Here is a 25,875-nt window from a genome sequence, read left to right as displayed (position 1 = left end):
ATCAAAGAAGAAAGGGGGGGGAGTTAAGTGAGAAAAGTATCTTTGAAATTTGCTGTTGTTATACTTTTTATTGGGATGATCAGTACGATTTTTGTCAACAAGTCTTCAGGGTATACAGATACTTCTACATATAAAGTAGAAACGACGGCTGCGTTTCTTGGACTGGAAGATGCACAAAAAAATCTGCAAAAGCTTAAAACAAATACCGGTTGGGATGCAACATATCAAAAAACCAGTGATTATAAAAATGTTTATAACTTGTTTTCCGGCGGATTTCCGACTGAATCCCGAGTTAAGGACAGCCTGGCTGAGTTTGAAAAGGGAACAGGCTTAAATGCCGACTACGTTCCAATCGGAACGAAAGATTATTATTACTACGTATCAAGCGGCGGTTTTTCAAGCAAATCCAAAACGGAATCAGTCGCTCAGTCTTTTACAAAGGAGACCGGCATTTCTGCATCGGTTGAACCGGTAGACACGACCAAGGACTACTATTATCAATTGATCAGCGGCGGATTCGCCGGCAAGTCAAAGGTAAAGTCTATCTTAAGTGATTTCCAAAAAGAAACTGGAATCGCGGGAACATATAAACCGACAGGAGATCCCGAGAAGTATTACACTTTGACAAGCGGCGCGTTCAACGGCGAATCAAAAGTGAAGAACATTTTAAGCGATTTCCAAAAAGAAACTGGAATCGCGGGAACATATAAGCCTGTCGGCGATCCTGAAAAGTATTATATTTTGACAAGCGGTGGCTTCAACAGCGAGTCTGCCGCAAAAGCCAATCTTGAAAAATTCGAGAGTGAGACGGGTATAAAAGGAAACGTGCAGCCTGTCGGCGATCCTGTCGAATACTTCAATATCAGAACCGGCGGGTTTGGCAGCGAGTCTGTCGTGAAAAAATATATTCAAGAAATCAAGGACGCTACCAATCTAACTGCGAAATACGAACAAGTGCCGAATTCAACATCCTATAGAATTGTATTTAATGACCTTAAATCTACAGATGCGGAAAAGGCTGAGCAGTATTTGACAAAAAGAAACTGGTGGTTCTCAACGCAAAAAAGCGATAAACAGACATACGAGCGCTACAAAATTATTTCCGAGCCAGTACTGGGAATGGATGCCGTCAACAAAGGGCTGGAATTCTTTAAGAAGAACTCCTGGTATGTGTCATATAAAGAAAATGGAGAAGAGGCATATCAAAAATTTAAAATATACTCTGATCCGATTCTTGGAAAAGCACTGCTTGATAAAGGTTTAGCATTTTTTAAATCACATAATTGGTATGTGGGCTATCAAGATACAGGAAAAGAAGGCTACACCCGCTTTAAAATCTATTCCAATCCGGTTCTAGGCATGGATCAAGTCAATAAAGGGCTGGAGTACTTCAAAAAGAATTCTTGGTATGTAAGTTATCAAAAAACCGGTGAAACCGGATATTCTTCATATCGGGTAGTATCTCATCAGGTATTAGGAAAAACTCAAGCTCAAAAAGGTCTGGAATTCTTCCAGAAAAACGATTGGTGGGCTAAAATCGTTAACACCGGGAAAACAGGATATTCAAGCTATAGAATTGAAACCGGAATGACTTTGCTGTATGACGACCTGCTTAAAGCTCAGGCTTTCTTTAAGGAAAAAGGCTGGTGGAGCAGCTATACGAGCGAGCGCCAGCACCTTTATAAAATCGTGGTTGATGATATCCAGGGGTACAACAATGCTTCTGCAACAGCCGATAAAATCAAAAAAGATTTTGGATGGTCTGCGAGCATCGTCAAAACAAAAGAAGGTCCTCAAATCATGTATACGGATTACGGTCTCACGCTCAATGAAATGCTGAAAAAGCAAATGAGCGTCAACCCGCAGACAGACTCTCCGGGTTATGTATCACTTACTTATATCAATACTGCAAACAGTACTGTGACGGCAGACTTTCTAAATGTGCGATCTTCTCCAGAAGTGTCGGCAAACAACATTGTAGGGGTTCTTGAAAAAGGCGATAAAGTCAGTGTGCTCGGCACAGAAGGAAATTGGGCAAAAATCAACCTCGGCTGGAGAAATGCAAGTGAAGATGAGACCGCATATTATATTAATCCGAACAACTTTTCAATGGACAGCAAATATTACTTCCAGTTTTTGAAACTGTCGCAATATGCAGGTCTATCAGCCAGTGAAATCAACAGCAAGATTTTAAAAGGCAAGGGAATTCTTGAAGGAAAAGGAGCAGCATTTGTTGAGGCATCCAAAACATACAGCATTAATGAATTGTATTTGATCTCTCATGCCCTTTTGGAAACCGGAAATGGAACTTCCCAATTAGCTAAAGGCGTCAAATATAACGGAAAAACGGTTTACAATATGTACGGATATGGTGCATATGATTCTTGTCCGTTGGAATGCGGCTCGAAAACAGCCTATGAGCAGGGGTGGGATACTCCTGAAAAGGCGATCATCGGGGGAGCCGAATTGATCGGCAAAAACTATATCCACAGAAGCGGTTTTCAGCAGGATACACTCTTTAAAATGAGATGGGCTCCAACGGCCAGCCACCAATATGCAACAGATATCGGCTGGGCTTATAAACAAGTGAACCGGATGTACAGCCTGTACACTCTGCTGGATGATTATACGTTGTATTATGACATTCCTAAATATAAATAAGCCAAAAAGATCAGACACAGAAAAATGTGTGTCTGATCTTTTTTGTATATGTAAAAGCCATTGTGATTGATTCTGCTATCATCACAATGGCTCACATGGTCATTTTTTATCTTTTATCATTAACGAATGTTCTTCATTATCGACTACAAAAAGCTGTTTATCTGTTTTGAAAAAGAATCGTTTACGGCTTTTGTCAAAAGTGACTTTATCATCAGATAGAGATATGGAAGCCGGTTCAACAACTTGAATGTCATGAAATACGATTGCTGAAGTTTTTTGGTTTTCTATCACATAATCGACTTTTTCATAATCGAGGTGAATACCGGATCTTCCGTCATCGTATTTTACTTCTTTAGTTCCTCGCAGGCTTTGCTGTACATTCTGCTCGTCCTCTCCCAAAAATGAAAGGAAGTATTGATAAGATGTCTTTGCCTTTTCTGAAAAGTAAGGCGAAAAGGCATTTGCAGCCAATGAAACACTTGCCTGGTCTTCAGCCGGTGAAACACTGCCTTTTTTCACGAAATAACTTTTACCGTTAAATTTAATCTTTGCAACTTTAGAATTTTGGGATACAAGCGTAACTTCAGTTCCAAAAGTCAAAGAAACGGACATTTTTTGTTTTAATTCTTTATCACTGTAAGTTGAAAGCCGATTTGCTTTTATATATGCCGGCTGGTTCACCTTTTTCAAGACTTCGGATTTTGATTCAATATGGCGTTCCTCTGCTTTTTTGTCATTTCCAGGTATTGCTCCAAAGGATGCGATTGTCCGCAGAGGAGTGCTGATAAACATAGTTGCTGCAAATGCAATTAGCAGCATTGAAAGAAAAGCAATTTGAACGGCATTAGCAATTGTTTGTGATTTGTTACTTTTTTTCAAATAACGTCTTGTCCGTTCATCTTCTTTTTCTTTTTTACGCTGTTCGATGTGTTCCTGTTGATACTTTTTCTTTTCTTTTTTGGAGAGCTTATTGAACCAGTCAACAAACTCTTTATATTCCTTTACAACCTTTGGGGTTTCGTCAAACATGCGCATTTCGCCATAATGCATCCAGGCAACGCGGTCACATAGCTTTTCAATTTGACCGATGGAATGGCTGACAAAGAAAATGGTTTTCCCGCTTTTTTTAAATTCAGTAATCCGGTCAATACATTTTTTGTAGAACGTTTGATCCCCGACAGATAAAGCTTCATCAATAATTAAAATATCCGGATCAATGTGGGCGGATATGGCGAAGCCAAGACGGGATTTCATCCCGCTTGAATAGCTTTTGACAGGCTGATTGATGAAATCTCCTATATCGGCAAACTCAACGATCTTATCATAAAGCTCATCAATCTCATTATTGGTCAGCCCCATCATCAAGCATTTGAGCCGGATATTGTCTTTCCCGCTCAACTGGTTGTTCAACCCGGCCGAAATCGCGATCAGGGAAGGCTGTCCATTCATCTCGATTTCACCGGTTGTCGGAGGAATGACCTTTGCCAGCAGATTCGACATCGTCGATTTTCCGGAGCCGTTGATTCCGACAAACCCGATCGTCTCTCCTTCGTATACATCAAAGGAGACATCGCGTACGGCAAAAAAGCCTTTATCATTTTTGTTCGGTAAGAACAGCGCTTTTATCTTTTCAGACTGTTTCTCATACAGATGATACTGTTTTGAAACATTTCGAAACGAAACTTTTAGTTTCATCGTATAATCTCCTTACTTTATTAAAGAAAGTCAACAAACTTGTCCCTGAATTTCATATGCAGGATGGACCCTAACGTTAACAACAGCAATGTGAATGTCCAGAAATACAAGGTGTATTTTATATCTTCAAAAAACCAATTTCCGTTCAAAAAACTGTTCCGAAAGCCGTCAATAATATAAAACAGCGGATTTAGTTTAATAAGAGTCAAAAGATGCGGTCTGTTGGCGAGGCTGTGATGCACATTCCAAAAAATCGGCAACAGGAAAAACAGCAGCCTTGTCCCCGCTTGAAGCAAAAATTGATAATCTCTTACCAACACACTGATCGTCGAATTAAACAAACTGAATGAAAACATGAACGCAAGCATACAGAACAAATAATAAAAGTATTGCAGCCAATGCAGCGTCGGAAAATGTCCGCTTCCCATAAGTACCAAAACATAGATGATTGTCATCACAAAGTAGCTGAATAAATTGGAAACGATCACGACGGCTGGAAGCGAGCTGACCGGAAAATTCATTTTTGAAACTAAATTGATTCTTCTAAACACACTATTTGATCCATCAAGAATCGTCGGGCTAATAAAGAACCAAGGGATGATCCCGGCAAGCATCCAAATAATAAACGGGTAGTTGTCTATATCTCCTTTGGCGCCTTTAATTCCGGTTCCAAACACAAACCAATAGGCCAAAATCTGGATGAGCGGGTTTAGAAACTGCCAAACAATCCCCAAATAATTCATTTGATACTTTGACTTTGTTTCATAAACCGCAAGCCGCATAATCAGCGGAAGCGAAGAAAATACTTCTTTCAGAACTTTTACCATAGCATTCATTCGAATCTTCCTTAGAGTTAAAGTTTTTAGGTCTTTATTTTCAGAACGTTATTTAAAGCACCGCACTATATTGTATCAGATTTCGCTATTTTTTTCACTTTTAAACCGCTGTATGATTTTTACATATTGGAGCTGAATTATATTACTCTCATACGATATAGCAAAAGCCAATGCAACCAGTCAAAGGTATGCAATGGCTTTTGCTACAACTATTATTCAAATACCGTTTTCACAACTTTTTCAGACGAATGTCCCGTCTCCAGATAACAGAACTTCTCATAGAATGGCTCGAATATATCCGGCAGGCGGTAGTCCGGCGCTTCCGTTTCCCTGATTTTTCCGATGACGGCATCGGTCGTTTTGACGAGCGGGCCGGGCGCTTCTTTTTCAAAGTCAAAGTAGAAGCCGCGCAGCTTGTCGCGGTACGTTTCGATGTCGGGAACAAAGAAAATCATCGGACGTTTCAAATTCGCAAAGTCAAAGAAGACGGAAGAGTAGTCCGTGATCAGCAAGTCGGACACCATATACAGCTCGCGGATATCTTCATATGAAGAGAAATCGTATGCAAATCCTTGGTATGGCCCAAGATCAAAGTTTTCCGCCACCAAATAGTGCATTCGTAAGATGATCACGTATTCGTCGCCGATTTCCTCTCTCATCTTTGCCAAATCCAAATCAAGGTCAAATTTGTATTTCCCCTTTTTATAGAATTGATCATCCCGCCATGTCGGCGCATAAATGATCACTTTTTTGCCGGCCGGGAGCTGCATTTTTTCTTTTAATGCGCGAACCGTTTCGGGATTGTTGTCCGTATGAAGAAAATCATTTCTCGGATAGCCGGATTCGATCATCGTTTTATTAAATTGGAATGCACGGGCAAAGATCTCGGTTGAGTATGCGTTCGGGGAGATCAGATAATCCCATTTTGATGCTTCCATTGTGAAATTCTTTTTGTATTTTTCCGTGTTGGTGCCGGGCATGTGCACTTCATCCATATCGACGGCAAGCCTTTTTAACGGCGTTCCGTGCCATGTCTGAAGATATGTGGTGTGCTCCGGCTTTGGAATCCATAACGGCATTCGGCTGTTTACCACCCAATATTCGGCTCTTGCCATGGCGAACAGCCACTTCAGGGTAAACCTTTTAATATAAGGAATGCCTTTTTCCTCAAAGATATCCGTATATTCCGGATTTACGCTCCAGTACAGGCTGTACTCCGGATTGTTCTCTTTCATATATTCATAAATCGCCCGCGGATTACAGCTGTACTGCTTTCCGGCAAAGCTTTCAAAAATGACGGTCTTCTTTTTGACGGGCAGCTTTGCGGCAAGTCCAAAGGTGAAATAATATGCTTTTTTCACACCTCTGTCTATCTTTTTCTTCAGTTTATTTTTTCTCCTGCGGAAAAAGGAAACGGCCCGGTTTTTTTTGCCAACGACAAAATAAACAGCTCTTGTTTTAAATGTATAATCATTCATTCTTAAACGCATGTTTCTTTTTTTCTTTTGCGGATAGACATGAAAACGCGCAGGGCCTTTTTCTGTTTCAAGAACCGTAAACTGGTTTGTTTTCGGATTTGCTTTATTTTTTAGCATTAACGCCTTGCTGCGCTTGACGACTTCTTCGCCTGTTTCAGGGTCCTCGCCGCAAAATTCGATATGAAATTGGAACATCGCCGGCATGATGTTTTCTTCGTAAAGCTTTTTGAGATCAATCTGCACCTCAAAGCTTACAGCTTCATCATGTGCATCTTCCCTGAAACTTTTCTCAAGAGGAAATTGAAACAGCCTTTTTTCCTCGGCATCCGTGATTTCATTTAATACAAGCCTTCTCTGCTTCACAGGGAAGCTTTCTTCTCCTTGCAGCAAAAAAGCGAATCCTTTAAGCGTCAATTGAGCTTCAGGAGTTAATTCGACATGATTAACTTCCGCAACGGCTTTTTTTGCAAGAATCTTCAAAGAAAAGTTTCCTTTTTTCGTTGTATAAGGAAGGAAGAAAATGCCCTTTTGTTCATCTTTCTGCCAGGAAAGTTCAATCGGCTGAAACTCCGTTTTCATTCTTTTCTTCAGAAGCTCAGCTTCATCCATATCTTCCATTGTCCGGTATGTCGCATAGAAGTCGACACATCCTGTATCCCTGACATGGTTTGAAAGCTCATCCAAATGGATCACTGCCTTGTACAGCCGGGCTTCCGGTTCATCTGTTTTTTCGCAGGAGAACGACAGCTCTTCCTTTGATTTCCGATTGACTGCCAGCAGACCGATTTCTTCAGCAGGCAATGAGCTTTCAAAAGAGAAAACAAGATGAAGATGCCAATCTTTTATTTTTAGATCGATTAAATTGCAAGTTATTGCAGCTGCCTTAACCATAAAATAAGTCTACTCCTCTTTTATCAAATCCAAATCATAAAAAGCAGAACGATTTTTTATTTTATTTTTAAAGAAATGTTGCCTTTTACAGTCTTATAAAAGGTGTATGATTTTTGGTTGATGTCCTTTTCAGATTTAACGTCTGACTGCTTAATGATATTAATTCTTTCATAATCATTATACACAAGATACATGACATATCCACCTGAGCGCAGTTCCGCCAGCTCATCAAGGGTCAGCTTCAAGCGATAGGAACCGTCAGCCTCAGCAGTCACGTTAAAGTCATGAGTGATTTTGGCTGTTTCCCTGTGCTGAAACTGTATGCCGTTTATGTGTTCCCTCTGTTTTCCATAAGCCGCGAAATTCAGGACAAAAACATCATCGTGAAATTCATGGCTGTTCACCTCTGCATGCAGGGGAATTTCGATCAGTTTGTATTTTTCGTCTTTTAAAGGACCTTCATAGTAAGCTGTATCGCCTTTAATGACGATTTTTTTATCAGCCTGCTTTTTGGACCAGCGAAATAACTGCTCAACTTCTTCATAGCGCTTTTCTTTCAATAAATCAAATGCAATCTTGTGCAGCGGTTTGAAAAACGTTTCGGAAATATCATATTTCGTCTTCTTTAATATTCCTAGAATCTCTCGGAATTTTTCAAAATACTCTTCTTTGTTTTCGCTCTTTAAGAAATGGTGCCTGTCAAACAGACGGGTAATCGAATCAAACTCAATCAGGCGGTTGATCGCCATTTTCTCTATATTCTGATCAAGCTTTTTGCGCAGGACATATTTCATGACGGCTATGTTGGAATCTGTTTTTTCGATAATATTTGTCTGCTTCGTCAATGATTCGTTATTATCGTCCATCCGGTTCAGATAGTAGATCGGATCTGTTGTTGTTGAAATTTCTTCGCATTTAAACAACACATCCATGAAAAACTGCTTGTCTTCCGCAAACTTCATTTCAGGGAACCTGATCTTGTGATCCCTTATAAAATCAAGGCGCATCATTCTCGCACGCGGCCCCAAATGATAAAAAATATGCGGAATCGAAAGCGGAGATATATTCAGCCTTTTCCTCACAGATTCATATTTACCGATAATTTTCTGGCCGCCGGCTTCAACCTGTATCGTTTTTCCTACGGCATAGTTGACTTGACTCTCTTCGAGAATATTATATAGACTTAAAATTCCGTTCGGCGCAAACCAGTCATCTGCATCAAGGAACGTAATGTATTTCGCATTTGCCAGCTCGATTCCCAAGTTTCTCGGATGGGCGGGCGTTCCGGTATTGGTATCTAAAAGAACGACCGTAATATTTTCGTAAAGGCTGGCATATTCGTTCAGGATTTCCCTTGAGCTGTCTGTTGAACAATCATCAACCAAAATCAAAGATATCCGGTGAAAACCGAAGTTTTGTTTAATCACGGAATCTACCGTTATGTTCAGGTACTTCTCCGCATTATAGACAGGGACGACTACGGCTACTTCTTTTTGCTCTTCAAGAGAATGTTCATTTAATACTCGAAAACTATGTTTTTGAAGGATATTTTCCTCATTTTCATTTCGCTTCATCTTAAATAAACGACTGATATTCATTTATTTTCTCCTCTATCCATGGGAATTTGTGCAATACAAATATAGCTAAACGGGCTCTAAATTACAAGAAGTACTTTTCCTTTTTCAGGAAAAGTACTTCCAGAAAGAACTCTATTTCTTTTTCCATTACAGGCCGGCGATTTCCTCTTTGATTTTAGTTGTCGAAATTCCTTCTGTTCTAGGCAGATAGATGACTTCGCAATGTTCTTTTAAGAAATCAAATTTTCCTTCCCAGTCATCCCCCATGACAAAAACGTCAATATCATGGTCGATGACATCCTGGACTTTTTGATCCCAGCTTTTTTCCGGAATGACTTCATCGACGTAGCGGATGGTTTCCAGAATGAGCTTACGGTGCTCATAGCTGTGGTAGGCCTTTTTCTGTTTTTGAAGGTTGAACTCGTCAGTAGAGATCGCTACGATTAGATAATCGCCAAGCTGTTTGGCGCGTTCCAACAGCTTTATATGTCCCCAATGCAATAAATCAAACGTTCCGTATGTGATGACTTTCTTCATGTTAAATGTACGCTCCTTCCTAAACTATAACGTCACAAACAACTATAATTAACTTTCCGAAATTTGCGGATCCGAAAAACACGTATACTCTTCACTAAAAAAAGACAATTTTTCCGTATGTCTTCACTGATCATTTATTATAGCACATTGCCTAGTAAACGTTAAGTGTTGTAAACAGCAAATGAAATTCCAAATTTTGTTTTAAAATTCTCCTCTTTTCGCCCCTCTGTCTGAATCCGGCGTAAAAAATCTTAATCTGATGTAAAGATATTGTTAAGCTTTTATGAATCATCTATGTTAAAATATACGTTAGACCAAATGAATTTATGGGCTTGCCCCTTTCCTTTGACATGTTACTTTCGTTTAAACATATAATTGGACTTTTATGCTGGAAGGAGGAGATGTTTGTGCAAACGGAACGCATTCATAAACTGTCATATGTAAATGCCGATTTGCCCGGCTTTTTGCATCATCTTGAACATTCATACATTAATCGGCGGGTAGGGGCATACATTGCGACCGTCAACCCTGAAATCGGCTATGCAGCTGCTAAAGACAGCAGCTATTGCAATGTTTTGTCATCCGCTGATTTTATCCTGCCCGACGGCATCGGCGTCGTGATGATGTCAAAGCTGACGAATAGCCGGTTAAAATCAAGAATCGCAGGGTATGATGTTTTTATCAATCTGCTAAAGATCGCCAATGACAAAAAGAAAAGGGTCTTTTTATACGGCGCAAAAAAAGAGGTCAATCAAGCTGTCGTAGACCGCATTTCATCTGAATATCCGAATATCAGCGTAGTCGGATACTCGGACGGTTATGCAAAGGACAAAGAAGCGGTCGCCAAGCGGATTGCAAAAGCAAAACCGGACATGGTATTCGTGGCCCTCGGCTATCCGCATCAGGAACGATTTATTTATGAATATAAGCATTTATTCCCGCAGGCGATTGCCATCGGCCTCGGCGGAAGCTTTGATGTGTTCAGCGGAACCGTGAAACGGGCGCCGGGCTGGCTGATTCGCCTGAACCTTGAATGGCTGTACCGCCTTGTGACGAATCCTTCAAGATGGAAACGGATGATAAATATCCCTAAATACGCATTCACCGTTCTGAAGGAGGAAAGGGTTCAAAAACAGAGCTACTATCCTGAACAGGTGAAAGAACCTCAAAACAAATCGATGCATAGCTAGCCATTACATTTTAAAAGAGATTAGGTTGAATCATGAATATACGGTCATTACTCGCCACGTTTTATTCGGCCGCCCTTTCAGTCATCGGCTTCATGCTGAAATGGGTGCAGCCCCGAAACAGAGCCGTTCTTCTCGTTTCCTTCCAGGATAACGCAAGAGCGCTGTTAAATGAATACGAAAAATCAGACTGTCCGTTTGAAATCGAAGTGCTGTATACGAGGCATGCGGTTTCTCTTGCAAAGGAATATCCGTCTGTTGCATCAACCATGATCAATGAGAAAAATCCTGTTCATTTGATGAGGGCCGTTTACCGGATGTTCAGAAGCAAATGCGTGATCACAGACAATTATTTTTTGCTGACGAGCGTCCTTAACAAACGGCCTCAGACGAAGTGCATTCAAATTTGGCATGCAAACGGCGCGCTGAAGAAATTCGGCCTTGAGGATATCGGCAACCGGCACAGAACCGCTTCCGATATCAAGAGGTTTAAAAAAGTGTATGCTTCATTTGATTACATCACCGTCGGATCGGAAAAGATGGCGGATATTTTCAAACGGTCATTCGGAATAAAAGATGAGCAGCTGCTGCGGACAGGCGTTCCCTTGACTGATCAATATTTTCAGGATGATGTACAACATGTCGGGGATTCCGGCAAAAAGGTCATTCTTTATGCGCCGACATACAGAGACTATCATATGACAAGCGTGAAACTCCCTTTTTCAAAAGAACAGCTCTCTGAAGAGCTAAAGGGGGAATTTTTGCTTTTGGTCAAGCTGCACCCGGCCGTCCGCGGCCATGTCATGCTTGAAGAGCATGAAGGCATGATCAAGGACGTGTCAGAGCTTCCATTAAAAGATCTGTTGTACGAAAGCGACGTGCTGATATCAGATTATTCCTCGATTCCTTTCGAATACGCCCTGTTGGATAAACCGATGCTGTTTTATACGTATGATTTAAAAGAGTACGATGAAAAGCGGGGACTGATTGACGACTACGAAGCAGTGATCCCGGGGAAAGCTTGTGCCACCCGTGACATGCTTCTTGAGGAATTGCAAAACATTCAGCACGCCCGTGAAAAGATTCAATGGTTTGCAAATGAATGGAATCAATATTCAAAAGGAGATGCCAGCAGGCAGCTGCTGGATTTTGTTAGCAAACTTCAAGGCGGCAGTGTGAAAGATAAAAGCTTATAAAAAAAACTGGCAGGTGAGGATGCCAGTTTTTTGCGTTTTTATATTTCTTCTTTATTCAATAAGTTTTCCATAAAAGGAACAAGCTGTGTTTTCAGCTCAGGGTCCTGCATGGCAAATTCAAGAGTCGTTTGGATAAATCCGAGCTTTTCACCGACGTCGTATCGTTTGCCTTCAAAGTCGTATGCGAATACACGCTGAATTTCATTTAACTTTTGGATGGCGTCTGTCAATTGGATCTCACCGCCGGCGCCGACTTCCTGCTTTTCTAAATACATAAAAATTTCAGGCGTGAAGATATAGCGGCCGAGAATTGCCAAATTAGAAGGAGCAGTTCCAGGCTTCGGCTTTTCAACAAAGTTCTTCACTTGGTATCTGCGGCCTTCTTTTGTCAGAGGATCGATGATTCCGTAGCGGTGTGTTTGATCTTCAGGGACTTGCTGAACACCAATGATGGAAGAAAGCGTTTTTTCATATTCATCCATCAGCTGGCGGAGCCCAGGCGTTTCAGCCTGCACGATGTCATCCCCGAGCAAAACGGCAAAAGGCTCATTGCCGATAAAGTTCCGTGCACACCATACAGCGTGTCCAAGTCCTTTTGGCTCTTTTTGTCTAATATAATGAATGTCAGCCATATTAGATGCTTTTTGTACTTTTTCAAGCAGCTCTTTTTTTCCTTTTTCTTCAAGGTTGCGTTCCAGTTCAGGCGCATGGTCGAAATGGTCTTCGATGGCGCGTTTTCCTTTACCGGTAACGATAATAATATCTTCAATGCCGGATTCAATGGCTTCCTCGACTATGTATTGGATCGTCGGTTTGTCGACAATGGGAAGCATTTCTTTTGGCATCGCTTTCGTGGCCGGCAAAAAGCGGGTTCCAAGACCTGCCGCTGGAATAATGGCTTTTCTTACTTTTTTCATTAATAAAGCACCTTCCTTAAAGTGTATGTGGTCGATACCTTAAACTTTACCACAATTCTAACGTTTTCACACGTATAACCTTAGTATAAGGATGCTTTTCAAAAATATGATCAAATCGGCAACTTGAAAATGGATTATATATCCATAAACGAAAACAAAAAAACAGCTTGAGTAAGCTGTTTTTTTGTTAATTGTGTAGTGCAAGGCTTTCTTTTAATTCATTTGAGATGGATGCGCGGTCGCTCTCGTCGACTTTGTAGTAATAAATTCCGTTAATTTTGGTTCCTTCGCCTTTCAGCTGGTGCTGTACGACTTTATTACGCGCTGATTTGTAGTTTGACTGAATATCCCACATATCATCAAACGTCAGGTTTGTTTTTACATTGTTTTCAATGACCTCGAACATATCGCCGAATTTCGTAACGGATGAGATATTGGCGCCTTTTTTAATGATGCCTTCGATGACTTGGCGCTGCCGCTCTTGTCTTCCGAAGTCTCCCTTCGGATCTTGCTTTCTCATCCGGGTATATGCAAGGGCCTCTTCTCCGTTTAGGGTAATTTCCCCTTTGCTGAAAGAATGCCCGTCATAGCTGAAGGCAAACGTGCTGTTCACCGTAATTCCGCCTAGTGTGTCAACGATATCCTTGAAGCTTTCCATATTGACCTTCACGAAGTAATCAACAGGTACGTCCAAGAAGTTTTCCACTGTGTCTACGGTCATTTGGGTTCCACCGTAGGCATAGGAGTGGTTGATCTTGTCCATCTTCCCTTTGCCGACAATTTTAGTGTACGTGTCACGCGGAATGCTGACCATTTCCGTTGTGTTGGTTTTAGGGTTGACCGTCATATAAATAAGAGAATCGGCCCGTCCTTTATCGCCTTTCCTTTCATCAACACCCATAATTAGTACAGCGATTGGATCTTTGCTGTTCACGTCAACTTGCTTGTCCCGTTTACCAGACTTTCCAAGATCTTCATGAATGCTTGCGACAGTAGAGGCGGCTTTATTCCAAAGATAGTATGCATAGCCGCCCGTACATAAAACGAATAAGCCTATAATCGTTAAAATAATGAAAAGGACTTTCCTCTTCTTTTTTCTTTTTTCAGCTCTCATCATTTTCCCCGCTTTTTTAATTTTTTATCATCTTATATGATTATAAATTTTAAAAATACTAGAAACAACTTATTTTTTTCATATCGCTGGATTTAATATTACAAGTTGATTAAATAGCACTTAAGAATGTTACAATGCACTGCTTTCTTCTTTAAAATTATAGATGTTTGTCGATAAAAAACAAGAGGTGATGAAAAATGAAGAAATTTGCGGCGCTCATGTTCTTTATGCTGCTCCTGGCAGGCTGCGGCACTGCAGAACAGTCAAAGCAAGGCGAGCAAACCAACCAAACCGACCAAACAAATGAGGTTCAAACGGAGGACGGTACGTTTGTAGGACTGGCAGATTCCCATACGATTGAAGTGAAGATTAACAACGAGCCTGTCAGCTTAAACATTGTTGGCGATTATGATGGTGACATTGATCAATTAAAAGACGGCCAAAAAGTAAAAGTGACTTACAAGAAAACCGAAAAAGGACAACTTGAATTAAAAGAAATCAAAAGTGCGAAATAATTGAAGTTTGTCAGTGAAGGGAGACATTTGGAGTCTTGAAAAAAACAAAGCAAGTGATGTTTTTTGCACTGATCATCATGTTACTCTTCGCCCCTTCCGTCTCTCAAGCTGCGGGGTCCATATCGGTCAGGCTGAGCAATTATATCGGAAACAAGACGAGCCTGGATATTTCAACAGCCGGATATTATAAAGTGACCGGCAGCAATGTTGCGGAAACAAAGCGATTTGGCGGGGCAACCCGTTATAATACGGCAAATACCGTCGCTTCCAGTGCATGGAAAAACCCGTCTGCTGTCATTGTAATGAACAAGGATGAGGACCTATTCAGAGATTCGCTCTCTGTGATCCCGCTGGCTAAAAAGCTGGATGCGCCAATATTGCTTTCTCAGCCGAATAAGCTGACATCCGCTACCGAAAGCCAAATCAAAACATTAGATCCCGATAACATCTTGGTGATCGGCGGAGAGAAAAGCATTTCAAAAAGTGTGGAAAGCAAGCTGAAGAAATACGGCAAGATCAAAAGAATCAGCGGGAAAAACCGCTATGCACTCTCTGCCAATATAGCAAAAGAAATGGGAAGCTATAATGGTGCGATCGTCGTAACAGGAAGCGTTTATCAAGATGCACTTGCCATCGCTCCTTATGCGGCTCAAAATGGGTATCCTATATTTTTGGCGGGAAAAGATTATCTTCCTGATGTCAAACTTCCCAAAAAGGTGATTTTGGTGGGGGGCACATCAAGTGTCAGCAAAAATGTAGAAAGCAAGATCCAAAAACAAGCCTCTCAGGTTACGAGAATTCCGGGTACAAGCAGATATCAGCTCTCTGCGAACATTATAAAATATTTAAATTTAAACACTGATAAAGCGGTTGTTGCAAATGGCACAAAGTACGCAGATGTATTAATGGGTGCGTCTTTGGCAGCCAAACAAAACCGGCAGCTGCTGCTCATTAAGAAAGATGAAGTTCCTGCAGAGGGAAAATCCATTTTAAAAGAAAAAGGGACATATGCGCATCATCTGATCGGAAGTACGAATTCACTTTCGAGTAATCTCCAAACAAATTTGTCAAAGGAATTTTATCTGGTAAACGGAAAATCCTATAACCTAAATGTCAGCAGCGGAAACTTGAGTTTGAAAAACATCAAAACATTTGGAGCTGCTGTGAAAATCCAGCCTGAAAAATATTCGACTTCAAACCGGATCAGCTTGAATGGCAAAGAATATTTAGGGACGGTCAACTTTACCGTGGAGTCCGGAAAATATATCAGACCGATCAATTTGGATATTCCTTTCGAGGATTATTTAAAAGGGGTCGTTCCGAATGAAATGCCGGCAAGCTGGCCTTTAGAAGCGTTGAAAGCACAGGCTGTGGCCGCCCGTACATATTCGGTCAGCAAAATTGGACAGACTGTTGCGGATACAACGGCGTTCCAAGTTTACGGCGGATACAGCTGGTCTGCAAACTCCAGCAAGGCAGTGGATCAGACGAAAGGAAAAGTTCTCAAATACAATGGAAGCCTGATTACCGCGGTATATTCCTCAAGCAACGGAGGGTACACTGAAGCAAGCAATGAAGTCTGGAGCTCAAAAGTTCCTTATCTGATTGCCAAAAAGGATTCGATGGATCCGCAAAACAGCTGGTCATTAAAGCTATCCAAAACACAAATTCATACCGGTTCCCTCAATCTGAACAGCGCCGGTTCTTGGTGGTCGAAAACGACAGAAACCAATGAATCGCTGCTGAAAGGATTAAAGAACTGGATCACCAAAAACAAAGAAACAGGCGCGGATGGCGTCAAAATTGCAGGCATCAGTTCTATTGCCTTCAGCGGAAAGACACAAGGACAGCGTCCTAAAAGGGCGACAATCAAGGTCAATTACCTTGTGAAAAACAATTCGAAAGTGACGAGTAAATCCGCAACCATTGATGTGTTAACGACTGATTTAAGAACCATGATAGGAGCTTCCGTTTTTAAAAGCACCTATGTGAAGGTGAAGGAAGAATCCAATCGGTTTGTCATTGCTGGAAAAGGATACGGCCACGGCATCGGCATGAGTCAATACGGAGCCAAAGAAAGAGCCGCGGCAGGAAATTCATATAGTTCTATTTTGAAATTTTACTATCCGGGAACAACGTTAACGAACTATTAAGCTACATTTTAGCGAAAACAGGAGGCCATCCGTCTCTTGTTTTCCTTTTTCATGCGGCTGATTTCAAATATTTGGAGGGAAAGAAATTGCGATCATTATTAAAGGTCCTGACTTTAAGCTTTTTGGGGCTTGTTCTGTTTATACCTTCTGCACTGGCGGACAACTCAGCAAACAGAATTTCGGGTAATTCCCGCTATGCTACGGCTGTGGCGGCCTCAAAAAAAGGATGGACAAGCGCCAGTACGGCAGTGATTGTCGGTGGAGACGCATATGCGGATGCGATTACAGCAATCCCTTACGCTTATCAAAAAAATGCGCCTGTATTATTGACAAATAAATCCAGTCTTTCTTCGGCAACTAAAAATCGTTTGCTGGAGTTAAAAACGAAGAATGTCATTATCGTAGGAGGAACTCCGGCAGTATCAAATGATGTTGTCAATCAAATTAAAAAACTGGGAATATCAGTGAAACGAATCGCGGGAAGCACCAGGTATGAGACTGCGGCAAAAGTGGCAAACGCCATGTCAAGTACATCTAAAGCCGTTGTAGCAAACGGATTTGTTTACCAAGATCCAATCGCAATCATTCCATATGCGGCTCGAAATGGTTATCCTATTTTATTTACCAATGAAAAAACATTAAACAGCGCAACGGCCGGAGCCATCAAAAACAAAGGCATTACAAAGACGATCGTGGTGGGGGGAACAAACAGCATTAATAGCACACTGTATTCAAAGCTCCCTTCGCCTACACGAATCAGCGGCAAAAACAGATATGATCTTTCAGTGAATATTGCCAAGAAATATAATTTAAGTACAAGCAACACGTATGTCAGCAATGGCTTTAGACATCCCGACTCCGTAATAGGAGCGGCTCTTGCTGCAAAACAAAATAAAGCGATCATTCTGACGAATGGTGATAATTTATCAAAGGAACCGAGAGCATTCATCGGCGACAAAAATATTAAAACCTTCTCCGTAATGGGCGGCACCCCTTCTGTTGCTGACAAAGTCGTGACCCAGCTTAAAAATCCGGCTGTCGGCAAAACGATATTCATCGATCCGGGCCATGGAGATCAAGACCCGGGTGCGATCGGCAATGGACTGCAGGAAAAGGACGTAAACCTGGATATCGCAAAACGGCTGAACAGCAAGCTGAATAGCGCCGGCGCCATTCCGGTGATGTCAAGATCAAACGATACCTTCTATTCGCTTGAAGAACGGGTGAAAAAGGGTGCAAACGCGAATGCCGATCTGTTTATCAGCATACACGCCAATTCAGCAACGGCTTCAGCTTCCGGAACTGAAACCTATTATGATGAAACCTATCAAAGCGCCAACAGCAGACGGCTCGCTGAAGAAGTTCAGCCAAGGGTCGTCAGCGCGTTTGGAACAAGGGACAGGGGTGTTAAAACAGCCGGATTCTATGTAATCAAATACTCTAAAATGCCGAGCGTTTTAATAGAAACCGCCTTTATCACGAATTCGTCAGACGCCGGCAAATTAAAAAGCGCGACTTTAAAGGATAAAGCGGCAAAAGGAATCAATGCCGCCGTTTCCGCTTACTATAGATAGAAGGCGGTCTGATGTGCTGAAAGAAGCCGATATGTCGGCTTCTTTTTTTATGCATTGAAATATAGTATGATAATTCCATTGATTCAAGAAAAAGGAGGGATTTACTAAAAATAAAACGAATTTATCAAAAAATCACACAATTAATATTCTTTAACAGGCCCTTTACATTGAGTTTACGTTCGTATGCTACACTGACGCAGAGATCACAAGTACCAAACAAATCGTGAGGTGTATGTCAGTGAGTATGGACAAAAGCTTAAGAATGTATAATGAATATTCAAGCCAGCAAACCTATTCTTGTGCTCTATCTGAAAAAGCAGAACGCTATTTGAATGTTAAACGGGCAATGGATATCGTCCTTTCACTCATCGGACTCGCTCTTACACTGCCGGTGATCCTATTATTCTGTATCCTGATTTCTATAGAGACTCCAGGCTCTCCTTTTTACCGCCAGGAACGCGTCGGTAAAGACGGAAAGCATTTTAAGCTGATCAAACTGCGTTCAATGAGGATTGACGCTGAAAAATCAGGGGCGAGATGGGCGCAGAAGAATGATCCGCGTATTACTGCGGTCGGGGCGTTTATTAGAAGAACGAGAATCGACGAGCTTCCGCAGCTGATCAACGTGCTGGCCGGAGACATGAGCCTTGTCGGACCAAGGCCTGAAAGGCCGATGTTCACGGCGCAGTTTCATCATGAAATCCCGGGATTTAAAAACCGATTAATCGTAAAACCGGGGCTGACCGGTCTGGCGCAGGTAAACGGAGGCTATGATATCAGCCCGAGAGAAAAGCTGGTGCATGATCTGTATTATATTCGAAATTTGACGTTTCTTCTCGATTTGAAGGTCATGGCAAAAACAATTAAAGTAGTATTGACTGGTGAAGGAGCCAGATAATCCGGGAAAGTTAGGAAAAAGCTATGTCAACCATTACGAAACAAATTTTAAACGGTGCAAAGTGGACAAGTGCTTCAACTGTCATCATCACGGTCATCCAGATTGTGCAGTTTGCACTGCTTGGCAATATGATGACCATCGCCGAATTCGGATTGGTCGGAATGCTGACGACTGTTACGGTTTTTACGCAGATCGTGCTTGACATGGGATTTGGAGCCGCATTGATTCAAAAAGAACATATCAGCGAACGCCAACTATCGACTTTATATTGGCTTAATATCATAACAGGCATCCTGCTGTTTATCGGACTGTTTTTGCTGAGCCCGGTGATCGCAAACTTTTATCAGCGGGATGAACTTGTGTCGCTGATCAGAATTTTGGCGGTGATGTTTTTAATAGCCCCGGTCGGGCAGCAATATCAATATTTGCTTCAAAGGGAATTGAGATTTCAGGTGCTGAGTAAAATTGAAACCGGGGCAAACTTATTGTCTTTTGTGCTGCTCGTCGTATTGGTTTTCCTGATTGATCCGATACTGGCCTATGTTTTGTCACAAGTTTTTCTAAATTCGTTTAAGGGGATCATGTTCTTTGCTGTATATTTAAAAAAATGGCGTCCTACTTTTGTGTTTGCCGTTCGGGAAGTAAAAGGTTTTTTCTCCTTTGGCGCATTTCAGCTGGCTTCAAGGCTTGTCAACAGGCTTGGCGCCAATATCGATATGATTTTAATCGGCCGGTTTCTCGGTGCGGAGGCATTGGGGATCTATAATCTGGCCTACCAGATTATCACGATTCCTGTGATGAGGATCAATCCGATCATTACTAGAGTCGCCTTTCCCGTCTTTTCCAAAAATCAAAAAGACAACACGACCTTGCGGGAGGGCTTTCTCAACATGACAATGCTCCTCGCGCTGGTGTCTTTCCCGCTTTTGATCGGACTGACGACCGTTTCCGATCTGTTTATCGAAGTCGTATTCGGTGAAAGGTGGCTCCCGGCCGTCCCTGTTCTTAACATTCTGGCAATTGTCGGTCTGCTCAGGGTTCTCATGAATCCGAACGGATCGGTCCTGCTGGCGAAGGGGAGAGCCGACCTGGCGTTTTATTGGGACAGCGGCATCCTCATCCTTTACGGGCTGTCTCTTTACGCCGCTGTGTTGACAAAGGATTTGACGGTTACCGCCTGGACGTATGCGGCCATCAGCCTGATCAACTTTTTTATCGGCAGATGGCTCTTGAAATATGTCATCCAGCTGAAACTCGGAGATTATTTCAGAACGATCGGCAAACCGCTGGCCTTAACGGCTGCAATGGCTGCACTCGCTCTCTTGTTAAGTGCGGGAAGCAGACAGCTGCTTTCTGAAGCCGTACTTCAGCTGGCCGTCTCAGTCGGCATCAGCGCGGTTTTTTACGGCTTCTTGGTCAGCAAGGTTTATCAAAGGGCGGTAAGAGCCCAATTCAGCAGAAAGGGCGGTTAATGTTGAAGGTACTTTGGATGACAAGTGTTTACCCGAGCAGCAGAAAGCCGGGGGAAGGGGTCTTTCATGAAACACAGGTGCAGGCATTGCGCAGACTCGGCATCGATATAACGGTGGTATGCCCTCTGCCTGTGAATCCTGCGCCTCTCAGGCTGTTGAAAAAGAAATACCGGACGATACGGCAAGTGCCTGATTATGAGGAACGAAACGGGGTTCCCGTCTTCAGACCGCCTTATACGGCGCTGCCCGGACAGCTGAAATGGGCCCAGCCGCATCACAGAATAGCCAAATCCGTTTTGCGGACAATCGAAGCAAACGGTCTCCATCCGGATGTCATCCATGCCCATTTTGCGATGCCTTCCGGCGGAGCGGGGGCTGTTGTCTCAAAAAAGCTGCAAATTCCTTATGTACTGACGCTGCACGGGAGCGATGTCAACATTTATCCCCATTACAGCCGGAGCGCATTCCAGGCTTTTAAAACAGCGGTTCAGTCGGCTGCCGATGTATTGGCTGTCAGTGATGCGCTCAAGGAAAAAACAAAGGAAATATCAGGAATTGACAGTTCGGTGCTCCCGATCGGAGTCAGCCTTGAGCGGTTTCAAAAGCCCTCTGCTTCAAAAGAGGAATTGAGGGAGAAGCTCAAGCTGCCAAAAGATCAAACGCTTATCGTTTTTATCGGCCGCCTTGTCAGGGAAAAGGGAGTGATTGAGCTTGCGGAGGCTGTCCGGCAGCTTGACAAATACAAAGCGGTATTTATCGGCGATGGACCGGAAAAGCAGCTGATCCGGCAGAAAGCGGGTGAAAAAGCGATATTGACGGGGCAGGTTGTGAATCAGCAAATCGCCGAATACCTTGCAGCATCAGACATTTTCGCGCTTCCTTCATATTCGGAGGGAATGCCGACCGTTGTCATTGAAGCGCTGGCGCTGAAGGTTCCGGTCTTAAGCACCGCGGTCGGGGGTGTTCCAGGCTTGTTTGGGAAGCATCAGCGTCTTCTCGTGAGGCCGCGCTCTGTATCTGCTTTGAAAGAAGCTGTTCTTGGCTATACGGAGGGCGGCAAATGGCGGGAAGACATTGCTGAGGAGCTGTATCAAACGGTGCACGCCCAATACGATGCCGGACGAAACGCAGAAGCGCTGGCAAAGCGGTATGAAAACGTATGGCATGCTGCAACAAAACAACTCGGTTCATAAGCCTTTTGGCAAATAAAGACGCAGCCGTTTAAAGCGGCGGGTTTGCGTCCATGATGGAAATATAGAGAGAACATACACCTGATGTATAGAGATGGAAAGAGATAAAAAAATCATCGCCTAATAAAAAGCTATTGGATGGAAGGGTTAGCTTAAGAGAAGGGAATGATGATATTGAAAAGAATCGCTGTTATTGGAACAGGATATGTTGGGCTGGTATCTGGAACATGTTTTGCTGAGGTGGGGAATTCTGTCGTCTGCTGTGATATAGACGCTGAAAAAATCAGAAGTCTCTCAGCCGGTATCATGCCGATTTATGAAAACGGGCTTAAAGAACTTGTTGATAAAAACGTAGATGAAAACCGTTTGTTCTTTTCAACGGACATTCCCAAGGCGATAAGAGAAGCTGACATCATATATATAGCAGTCGGGACGCCGATGTCAGAGAGCGGAGAAGCCGATTTAACCTATGTCAAAGCGGTTGCCGAAACGATTGGAAGACACTTGAACGGCTATAAAATCATCGTCAACAAAAGCACGGTCCCTGTCGGAACAGGAAAGCTCGTCCAATCGATTATCGAGCAGGCTTCCCAAGGCCGTCATCTGTTTGATGTCGTGTCAAATCCTGAATTTTTACGTGAAGGAACAGCCATTTACGACACGATGAATATGGAAAGAGCCGTTATTGGGGCAACGAGTGAAAAAGCCGCGGCGATAATTGAAGAACTTCATGAACCATTTCAAACGACAATCGTCAAATCAAATCTAGAAAGCGCGGAAATGATTAAATACGCGGCAAACGCATTTTTGGCAACGAAAATTTCTTTTATTAACGATATTGCCAATATTTGCGAAAGAGTCGGGGCGGATGTGTCCAAAGTTTCTGAAGGAGTCGGGCTTGACAGCAGAATCGGCAAAAAGTTTTTAAAAGCCGGAATCGGCTTTGGCGGTTCATGCTTTCCGAAGGATACGATGGCCTTATTGCAAATCGCAAAATCAGTCGGCTATCCTTTCAAAATGATAGAAGCCGTCATTGAGACGAATCGAAAACAGCGCGCCCACATCGTTCAAAAACTGCTTGATGTGTTTGGCGATCTTGAGGGCAGGACGGTATCCGTCTTGGGGCTTGCGTTCAAACCGAATACAAATGATATGCGCTCATCTCCGGCTCTTGACGTCATCCCAATGCTTCACAGCCTTGGGGCGCGAGTCAAAGCCTACGACCCGATTGCCGCTCCTGAAGCAGAACGTCTGCTTGGCAGCCAGGCCGAATACAGCGAAGACTTGTATGAAACGGTAAAAGATACAGACGCATGCCTGATTTTGACAGAATGGCCAGAGGTTCAGCATATGAATATAACAAAATTAAAATCATGCTTAAACCAGCCTGTCCTGATTGACGGACGAAATTTATTTGAGCTTGAAGACATGAAAAGAGAAGGGTTCATCTATCATTCAATCGGCCGCCCTGAGGTACAGGGAGAGAAGATACTAACAAAAGTTTAAAACGCGGGGTGTTATTGATGGAAAAAGTTTTGGTGACAGGCGGATGCGGATTTATCGGATCACATATCACAGAACAGCTTTTAAAAGAAAATTATCACGTAACGATTCTCGACAATTTATCAACGGGCCATCTTGCAAATATTGACGGACTTCCGGTTGACCTCCATCAGGAGGATATTACCAAGCCCGAAGCGATGGAGCTGATCAAAAGCATTAATCCCGATTATATTATTCATTTGGCAGCACAGGTAAGCGTTGCGGAATCTGTCAGCGATTTTTTGAAGGACGAAAACATCAATATAAGAGGTTCATTGCACGTCATAAAAGCGGCCAGTGAATGCGGTGTGAAAAAAATCATTTTTGCCTCGTCCGCGGCCGTTTACGGAAATCCGAATTATTTGCCTGTCGACACCCGACATATAACAAATCCAGGTTCTCCATACGGTTTGACAAAACTGACGGTTGAAAACTATTTGAAACTGGCCTATGACTTGTATGGAGTCGAGTACTGCATTTTACGGTACAGCAATGTATATGGACCGCGCCAGGATGCAAAAGGAGAAGGCGGCGTCGTCTCGATTTTCTCCGATTTATTAACAAACGGCACCGCGCCGGTCATCTTTGGCGACGGAGAACAATCCCGGGATTTTATTTATGTGGGAGATGTGGCCGCTGCCAATGTGAATGCGCTCAAAGCTCAATCAAACGTTTGTTTAAATGTGTCAAACGGCTTTTCCATCACAGTCAACGAGCTGTTTGCAGAGATGAAAAAGGCCACGAACTCAACGCTTTCCCCGGTATACCGGGATGAAAGACCCGGAGACATCCGCCACAGCACGCTTTGTAATGAAGAAACAAAAAAAATATTAAACTGGGAACCGCAAATGCCGCTTGATAAAGGTCTTGAAAAAACCATTTCATATTATAGAAAAGAAATGAAAGCATAAAAAATCTGGCTGCTGGCTTTATACCGGCAGCCCTTTTCCTAGAAGAAGCGGAAGGAGGGGGACTAATGAGTTTGAAACGTTCGGCGGTCAATGTGCTGATTTGGCTCGCAGCTTTGACCGCAGGCTTTGCTCTCACTCATATATTGGCTCAAACAAGTTCAAAAAAAATCATATTTGTTTTTCTGCTATTGATCGCAATCGGCGCGCTGTTGCTCCTCAAGCCATACTTGTCATACGATCAGCTGAAGATGCCCGTCATCTATCTTCTCATTGCTGCCACATTTGCCAACAATGCATTTTTCACGATTAAACTGGGATTTTTCAGCCTGTTTCCATACAGAATTCTCCTGATCGTCGCGGCTGTCTGGTTTATTGCGGAAATGCTGAAAAGCCAAAGCCACCTTGAACAATGGAAGCAGGTTCATGTGAAAGGCATCCTTGCTTTTTTTGCCTTTTGGTTTTGCTATGGAATGATTTCACTGCTTTGGGTCAAGTCTGTTACAGACGGGTTGAAATATTTATCGCTGTTGGCGATGGGAATGTTTTTCGTTTTTCTGATTGTGATGTATTTTCAGAAATTGGAGCGGCTGCTCTTGTTTTATTACATATGGATGGCGATGACGGTTTTTCTGATGGCCATCGGGTTCTATAATCATTTTACCCTGCACCATCTGCCGAGTTCGACGCTTTACAACGGACCGTTGTATAAACAGCACTATCCGACATCTGTATTTTTCAACCAAAATGACTTTGCGACGTTCCTGGCGATCAGCTTTTTCTTTTACCTATCCTTTTTTAAAAATATAAAAAACAGCTATTTAAAAATTGCGGGCCTGCTGCTTGCGTGCTGTTCCGTTTACTTGATTTTTCTAACCGGTTCAAGGGCAAGCATTTTGGGGATCCTTGCCGGACTCGCGCTGTACGCCTTTATTCTGCTGCCCCGCTTGTTGAAAAGGTGGGTGCTGATCGCCGCGGCTGCCGGATTCATCGCTTTTGCTGCACTTTTCGCCGGCAAGATCACAAACGTGGTTTATACGCTGTTTTTTGCCCCGCAAACCGCACATGATTTCAGTGAGCCGCTGCCGTCAAATGTCGCAAGGGCGAATCTTTTGAAAAACGCGGGACACTATGTGCTGGATACATACGGATTTGGCGTCGGCGCGGGAAATGTTCCTTATTACTTAGAGCACCATGCTCTTTTTGATACAGATCAGGTTGTTGAGGTGCATAACTGGCTTGTCGAAATTATGGCGAACTTCGGTGTAATCATGATGCTCGGCTATATCACGATGTATCTGTATGTCATGCTGGCCCTTTACCGATTTTATAAAAAAAGACTTGCCAGCCGGTACAAACTTCTGTTGGAAGGTTTGCTCGCCGCCCTTCTCAGCTTTCTTGTTTCAAGCATAAGCCCAAGTTCGATTTCCAATTTATTTTTCCATTGGGTATTTCTCGCCCTGGTCATTGCGACCGTCAACACGTTCAGAATCAAAGAGACGGATGAGATCGAACGTTTCAGATGATGTTTTGC

Annotated in this window: 19 protein-coding genes; 12 read left to right on the top strand and 7 right to left on the bottom strand. The window is 42.8% G+C overall.

Going from position 1 to position 25,875, the window contains the following annotated elements; genetic code table 11:
• The first annotated feature begins 27 nt into the window (after positions 1-27).
• Positions 28-2,661: a glucosaminidase domain-containing protein gene (locus R5H20_RS20710; protein ID WP_006639292.1), complete on the top strand. Its 2,634-nt coding sequence runs from the start codon at positions 28-30 to the stop codon at positions 2,659-2,661.
• A gap of 99 nt (positions 2,662-2,760) precedes the next feature.
• Here R5H20_RS20710 and tagH read toward each other — a convergent pair whose 3' ends face one another.
• The 5 genes from tagH to tagD form a co-directional block, all read right to left on the bottom strand.
• A complete protein-coding gene (tagH, locus tag R5H20_RS20705; RefSeq protein WP_006639291.1) occupies positions 2,761-4,356 on the bottom strand; it encodes a teichoic acids export ABC transporter ATP-binding subunit TagH in 1,596 nt (531 codons plus the stop codon).
• Positions 4,357-4,376: 20 nt separating this feature from the next.
• On the bottom strand, positions 4,377-5,192 hold the full coding sequence (locus R5H20_RS20700) for an ABC transporter permease (protein WP_006639290.1): 816 nt from the start codon (positions 5,190-5,192) through the stop codon (positions 4,377-4,379).
• Positions 5,193-5,404: 212 nt separating this feature from the next.
• Positions 5,405-7,561 (bottom strand): CDP-glycerol glycerophosphotransferase family protein, encoded by a 2,157-nt coding sequence (locus R5H20_RS20695; RefSeq protein ID WP_006639289.1) that lies wholly within the window; start codon positions 7,559-7,561, stop codon positions 5,405-5,407.
• A gap of 56 nt (positions 7,562-7,617) precedes the next feature.
• Complete coding sequence (locus R5H20_RS20690; protein ID WP_006639288.1) at positions 7,618-9,159, bottom strand: glycosyltransferase family 2 protein; 1,542 nt, start codon at positions 9,157-9,159, stop codon at positions 7,618-7,620.
• Between the two features lie 126 nt (positions 9,160-9,285).
• The gene (tagD, locus tag R5H20_RS20685) at positions 9,286-9,675 is read right to left on the bottom strand and encodes a glycerol-3-phosphate cytidylyltransferase (protein WP_006639287.1); all 390 of its coding nucleotides are present in this window, start codon (positions 9,673-9,675) and stop codon (positions 9,286-9,288) included.
• A 407-nt stretch (positions 9,676-10,082) separates the two neighbouring features.
• On the opposite strand from tagD, the gene R5H20_RS20680 reads away from it, so the two are divergent.
• Both R5H20_RS20680 and R5H20_RS20675 read left to right on the top strand, forming a co-directional pair.
• Complete coding sequence (locus R5H20_RS20680; RefSeq protein WP_006639286.1) at positions 10,083-10,865, top strand: WecB/TagA/CpsF family glycosyltransferase; 783 nt, start codon at positions 10,083-10,085, stop codon at positions 10,863-10,865.
• 32 nt (positions 10,866-10,897) lie between these two features.
• On the top strand, positions 10,898-12,058 hold the full coding sequence (locus tag R5H20_RS20675) for a CDP-glycerol--poly(glycerophosphate) glycerophosphotransferase (protein WP_006639285.1): 1,161 nt from the start codon (positions 10,898-10,900) through the stop codon (positions 12,056-12,058).
• 38 nt (positions 12,059-12,096) lie between these two features.
• On the opposite strand, the gene galU is transcribed toward R5H20_RS20675, so the two are convergent.
• Both galU and R5H20_RS20665 read right to left on the bottom strand, forming a co-directional pair.
• The gene (gene galU / locus R5H20_RS20670; RefSeq protein WP_006639284.1) at positions 12,097-12,975 is read right to left on the bottom strand and encodes a UTP--glucose-1-phosphate uridylyltransferase GalU; all 879 of its coding nucleotides are present in this window, start codon (positions 12,973-12,975) and stop codon (positions 12,097-12,099) included.
• A gap of 187 nt (positions 12,976-13,162) precedes the next feature.
• On the bottom strand, positions 13,163-14,089 hold the full coding sequence (locus R5H20_RS20665; RefSeq protein ID WP_006639283.1) for a polyisoprenyl-teichoic acid--peptidoglycan teichoic acid transferase TagU: 927 nt from the start codon (positions 14,087-14,089) through the stop codon (positions 13,163-13,165).
• Between the two features lie 197 nt (positions 14,090-14,286).
• Between R5H20_RS20665 and R5H20_RS20660 the strand changes: the two genes are divergently transcribed.
• From R5H20_RS20660 to tuaE, 9 genes are all read left to right on the top strand, one after another.
• Entirely contained in the window at positions 14,287-14,604 is a 318-nt protein-coding gene (locus tag R5H20_RS20660) for a hypothetical protein (protein WP_006639282.1), read from the top strand.
• Positions 14,605-14,639: 35 nt separating this feature from the next.
• Positions 14,640-16,757: a SpoIID/LytB domain-containing protein gene (locus R5H20_RS20655; RefSeq protein ID WP_006639281.1), complete on the top strand. Its 2,118-nt coding sequence runs from the start codon at positions 14,640-14,642 to the stop codon at positions 16,755-16,757.
• A gap of 86 nt (positions 16,758-16,843) precedes the next feature.
• Positions 16,844-18,331, top strand: a complete 1,488-nt coding sequence (locus tag R5H20_RS20650; protein WP_006639280.1) for an N-acetylmuramoyl-L-alanine amidase — start codon at positions 16,844-16,846, stop codon at positions 18,329-18,331.
• Between the two features lie 244 nt (positions 18,332-18,575).
• Positions 18,576-19,229 carry a sugar transferase gene (locus R5H20_RS20645; RefSeq protein WP_006639279.1) on the top strand — a complete coding sequence of 218 codons (654 nt, stop codon included), beginning with the start codon at positions 18,576-18,578 and terminating at the stop codon, positions 19,227-19,229.
• A 23-nt stretch (positions 19,230-19,252) separates the two neighbouring features.
• A complete protein-coding gene (tuaB, locus tag R5H20_RS20640) occupies positions 19,253-20,701 on the top strand; it encodes a teichuronic acid biosynthesis protein TuaB (protein ID WP_006639278.1) in 1,449 nt (482 codons plus the stop codon).
• A gap of 2 nt (positions 20,702-20,703) precedes the next feature.
• Entirely contained in the window at positions 20,704-21,894 is a 1,191-nt protein-coding gene (gene tuaC / locus R5H20_RS20635; RefSeq protein ID WP_040348636.1) for a teichuronic acid biosynthesis protein TuaC, read from the top strand.
• A gap of 171 nt (positions 21,895-22,065) precedes the next feature.
• Positions 22,066-23,397: a UDP-glucose 6-dehydrogenase TuaD gene (gene tuaD, locus R5H20_RS20630; protein ID WP_087962540.1), complete on the top strand. Its 1,332-nt coding sequence runs from the start codon at positions 22,066-22,068 to the stop codon at positions 23,395-23,397.
• A gap of 17 nt (positions 23,398-23,414) precedes the next feature.
• Positions 23,415-24,344 (top strand): NAD-dependent epimerase/dehydratase family protein, encoded by a 930-nt coding sequence (locus R5H20_RS20625; protein WP_006639275.1) that lies wholly within the window; start codon positions 23,415-23,417, stop codon positions 24,342-24,344.
• Between the two features lie 65 nt (positions 24,345-24,409).
• Positions 24,410-25,867 (top strand): teichuronic acid biosynthesis protein TuaE, encoded by a 1,458-nt coding sequence (gene tuaE / locus R5H20_RS20620; protein WP_006639274.1) that lies wholly within the window; start codon positions 24,410-24,412, stop codon positions 25,865-25,867.
• Positions 25,868-25,875: the final 8 nt, after the last annotated feature.

Origin of the sequence: Bacillus sp. KICET-3, from assembly GCF_033261025.1 — a bacterium.
GTDB classification, from domain to species: domain Bacteria; phylum Bacillota; class Bacilli; order Bacillales; family Bacillaceae; genus Bacillus; species Bacillus sonorensis.
The sequence above is the reverse complement of the archived record's forward strand: the minus strand, read 5'-3'. Positions and strand labels throughout refer to the sequence as shown.

Coding starts and splice junctions, on each gene's coding strand:
- tagH (WP_006639291.1), bottom strand. CDS start 4,356: ATGAAACTAAAAGTTTCGTTTCGAAATGTTTCAAAACAGTATCATCTG.
- R5H20_RS20700 (WP_006639290.1), bottom strand. CDS start 5,192: ATGAATGCTATGGTAAAAGTTCTGAAAGAAGTATTTTCTTCGCTTCCG.
- R5H20_RS20695 (WP_006639289.1), bottom strand. CDS start 7,561: ATGGTTAAGGCAGCTGCAATAACTTGCAATTTAATCGATCTAAAAATA.
- R5H20_RS20690 (WP_006639288.1), bottom strand. CDS start 9,159: ATGAATATCAGTCGTTTATTTAAGATGAAGCGAAATGAAAATGAGGAA.
- tagD (WP_006639287.1), bottom strand. CDS start 9,675: ATGAAGAAAGTCATCACATACGGAACGTTTGATTTATTGCATTGGGGA.
- R5H20_RS20675 (WP_006639285.1), top strand. CDS start 10,898: ATGAATATACGGTCATTACTCGCCACGTTTTATTCGGCCGCCCTTTCA.
- galU (WP_006639284.1), bottom strand. CDS start 12,975: ATGAAAAAAGTAAGAAAAGCCATTATTCCAGCGGCAGGTCTTGGAACC.
- R5H20_RS20665 (WP_006639283.1), bottom strand. CDS start 14,089: ATGAGAGCTGAAAAAAGAAAAAAGAAGAGGAAAGTCCTTTTCATTATT.
- R5H20_RS20660 (WP_006639282.1), top strand. CDS start 14,287: ATGAAGAAATTTGCGGCGCTCATGTTCTTTATGCTGCTCCTGGCAGGC.
- R5H20_RS20645 (WP_006639279.1), top strand. CDS start 18,576: ATGGACAAAAGCTTAAGAATGTATAATGAATATTCAAGCCAGCAAACC.
- tuaB (WP_006639278.1), top strand. CDS start 19,253: ATGTCAACCATTACGAAACAAATTTTAAACGGTGCAAAGTGGACAAGT.
- R5H20_RS20625 (WP_006639275.1), top strand. CDS start 23,415: ATGGAAAAAGTTTTGGTGACAGGCGGATGCGGATTTATCGGATCACAT.
- tuaE (WP_006639274.1), top strand. CDS start 24,410: ATGAGTTTGAAACGTTCGGCGGTCAATGTGCTGATTTGGCTCGCAGCT.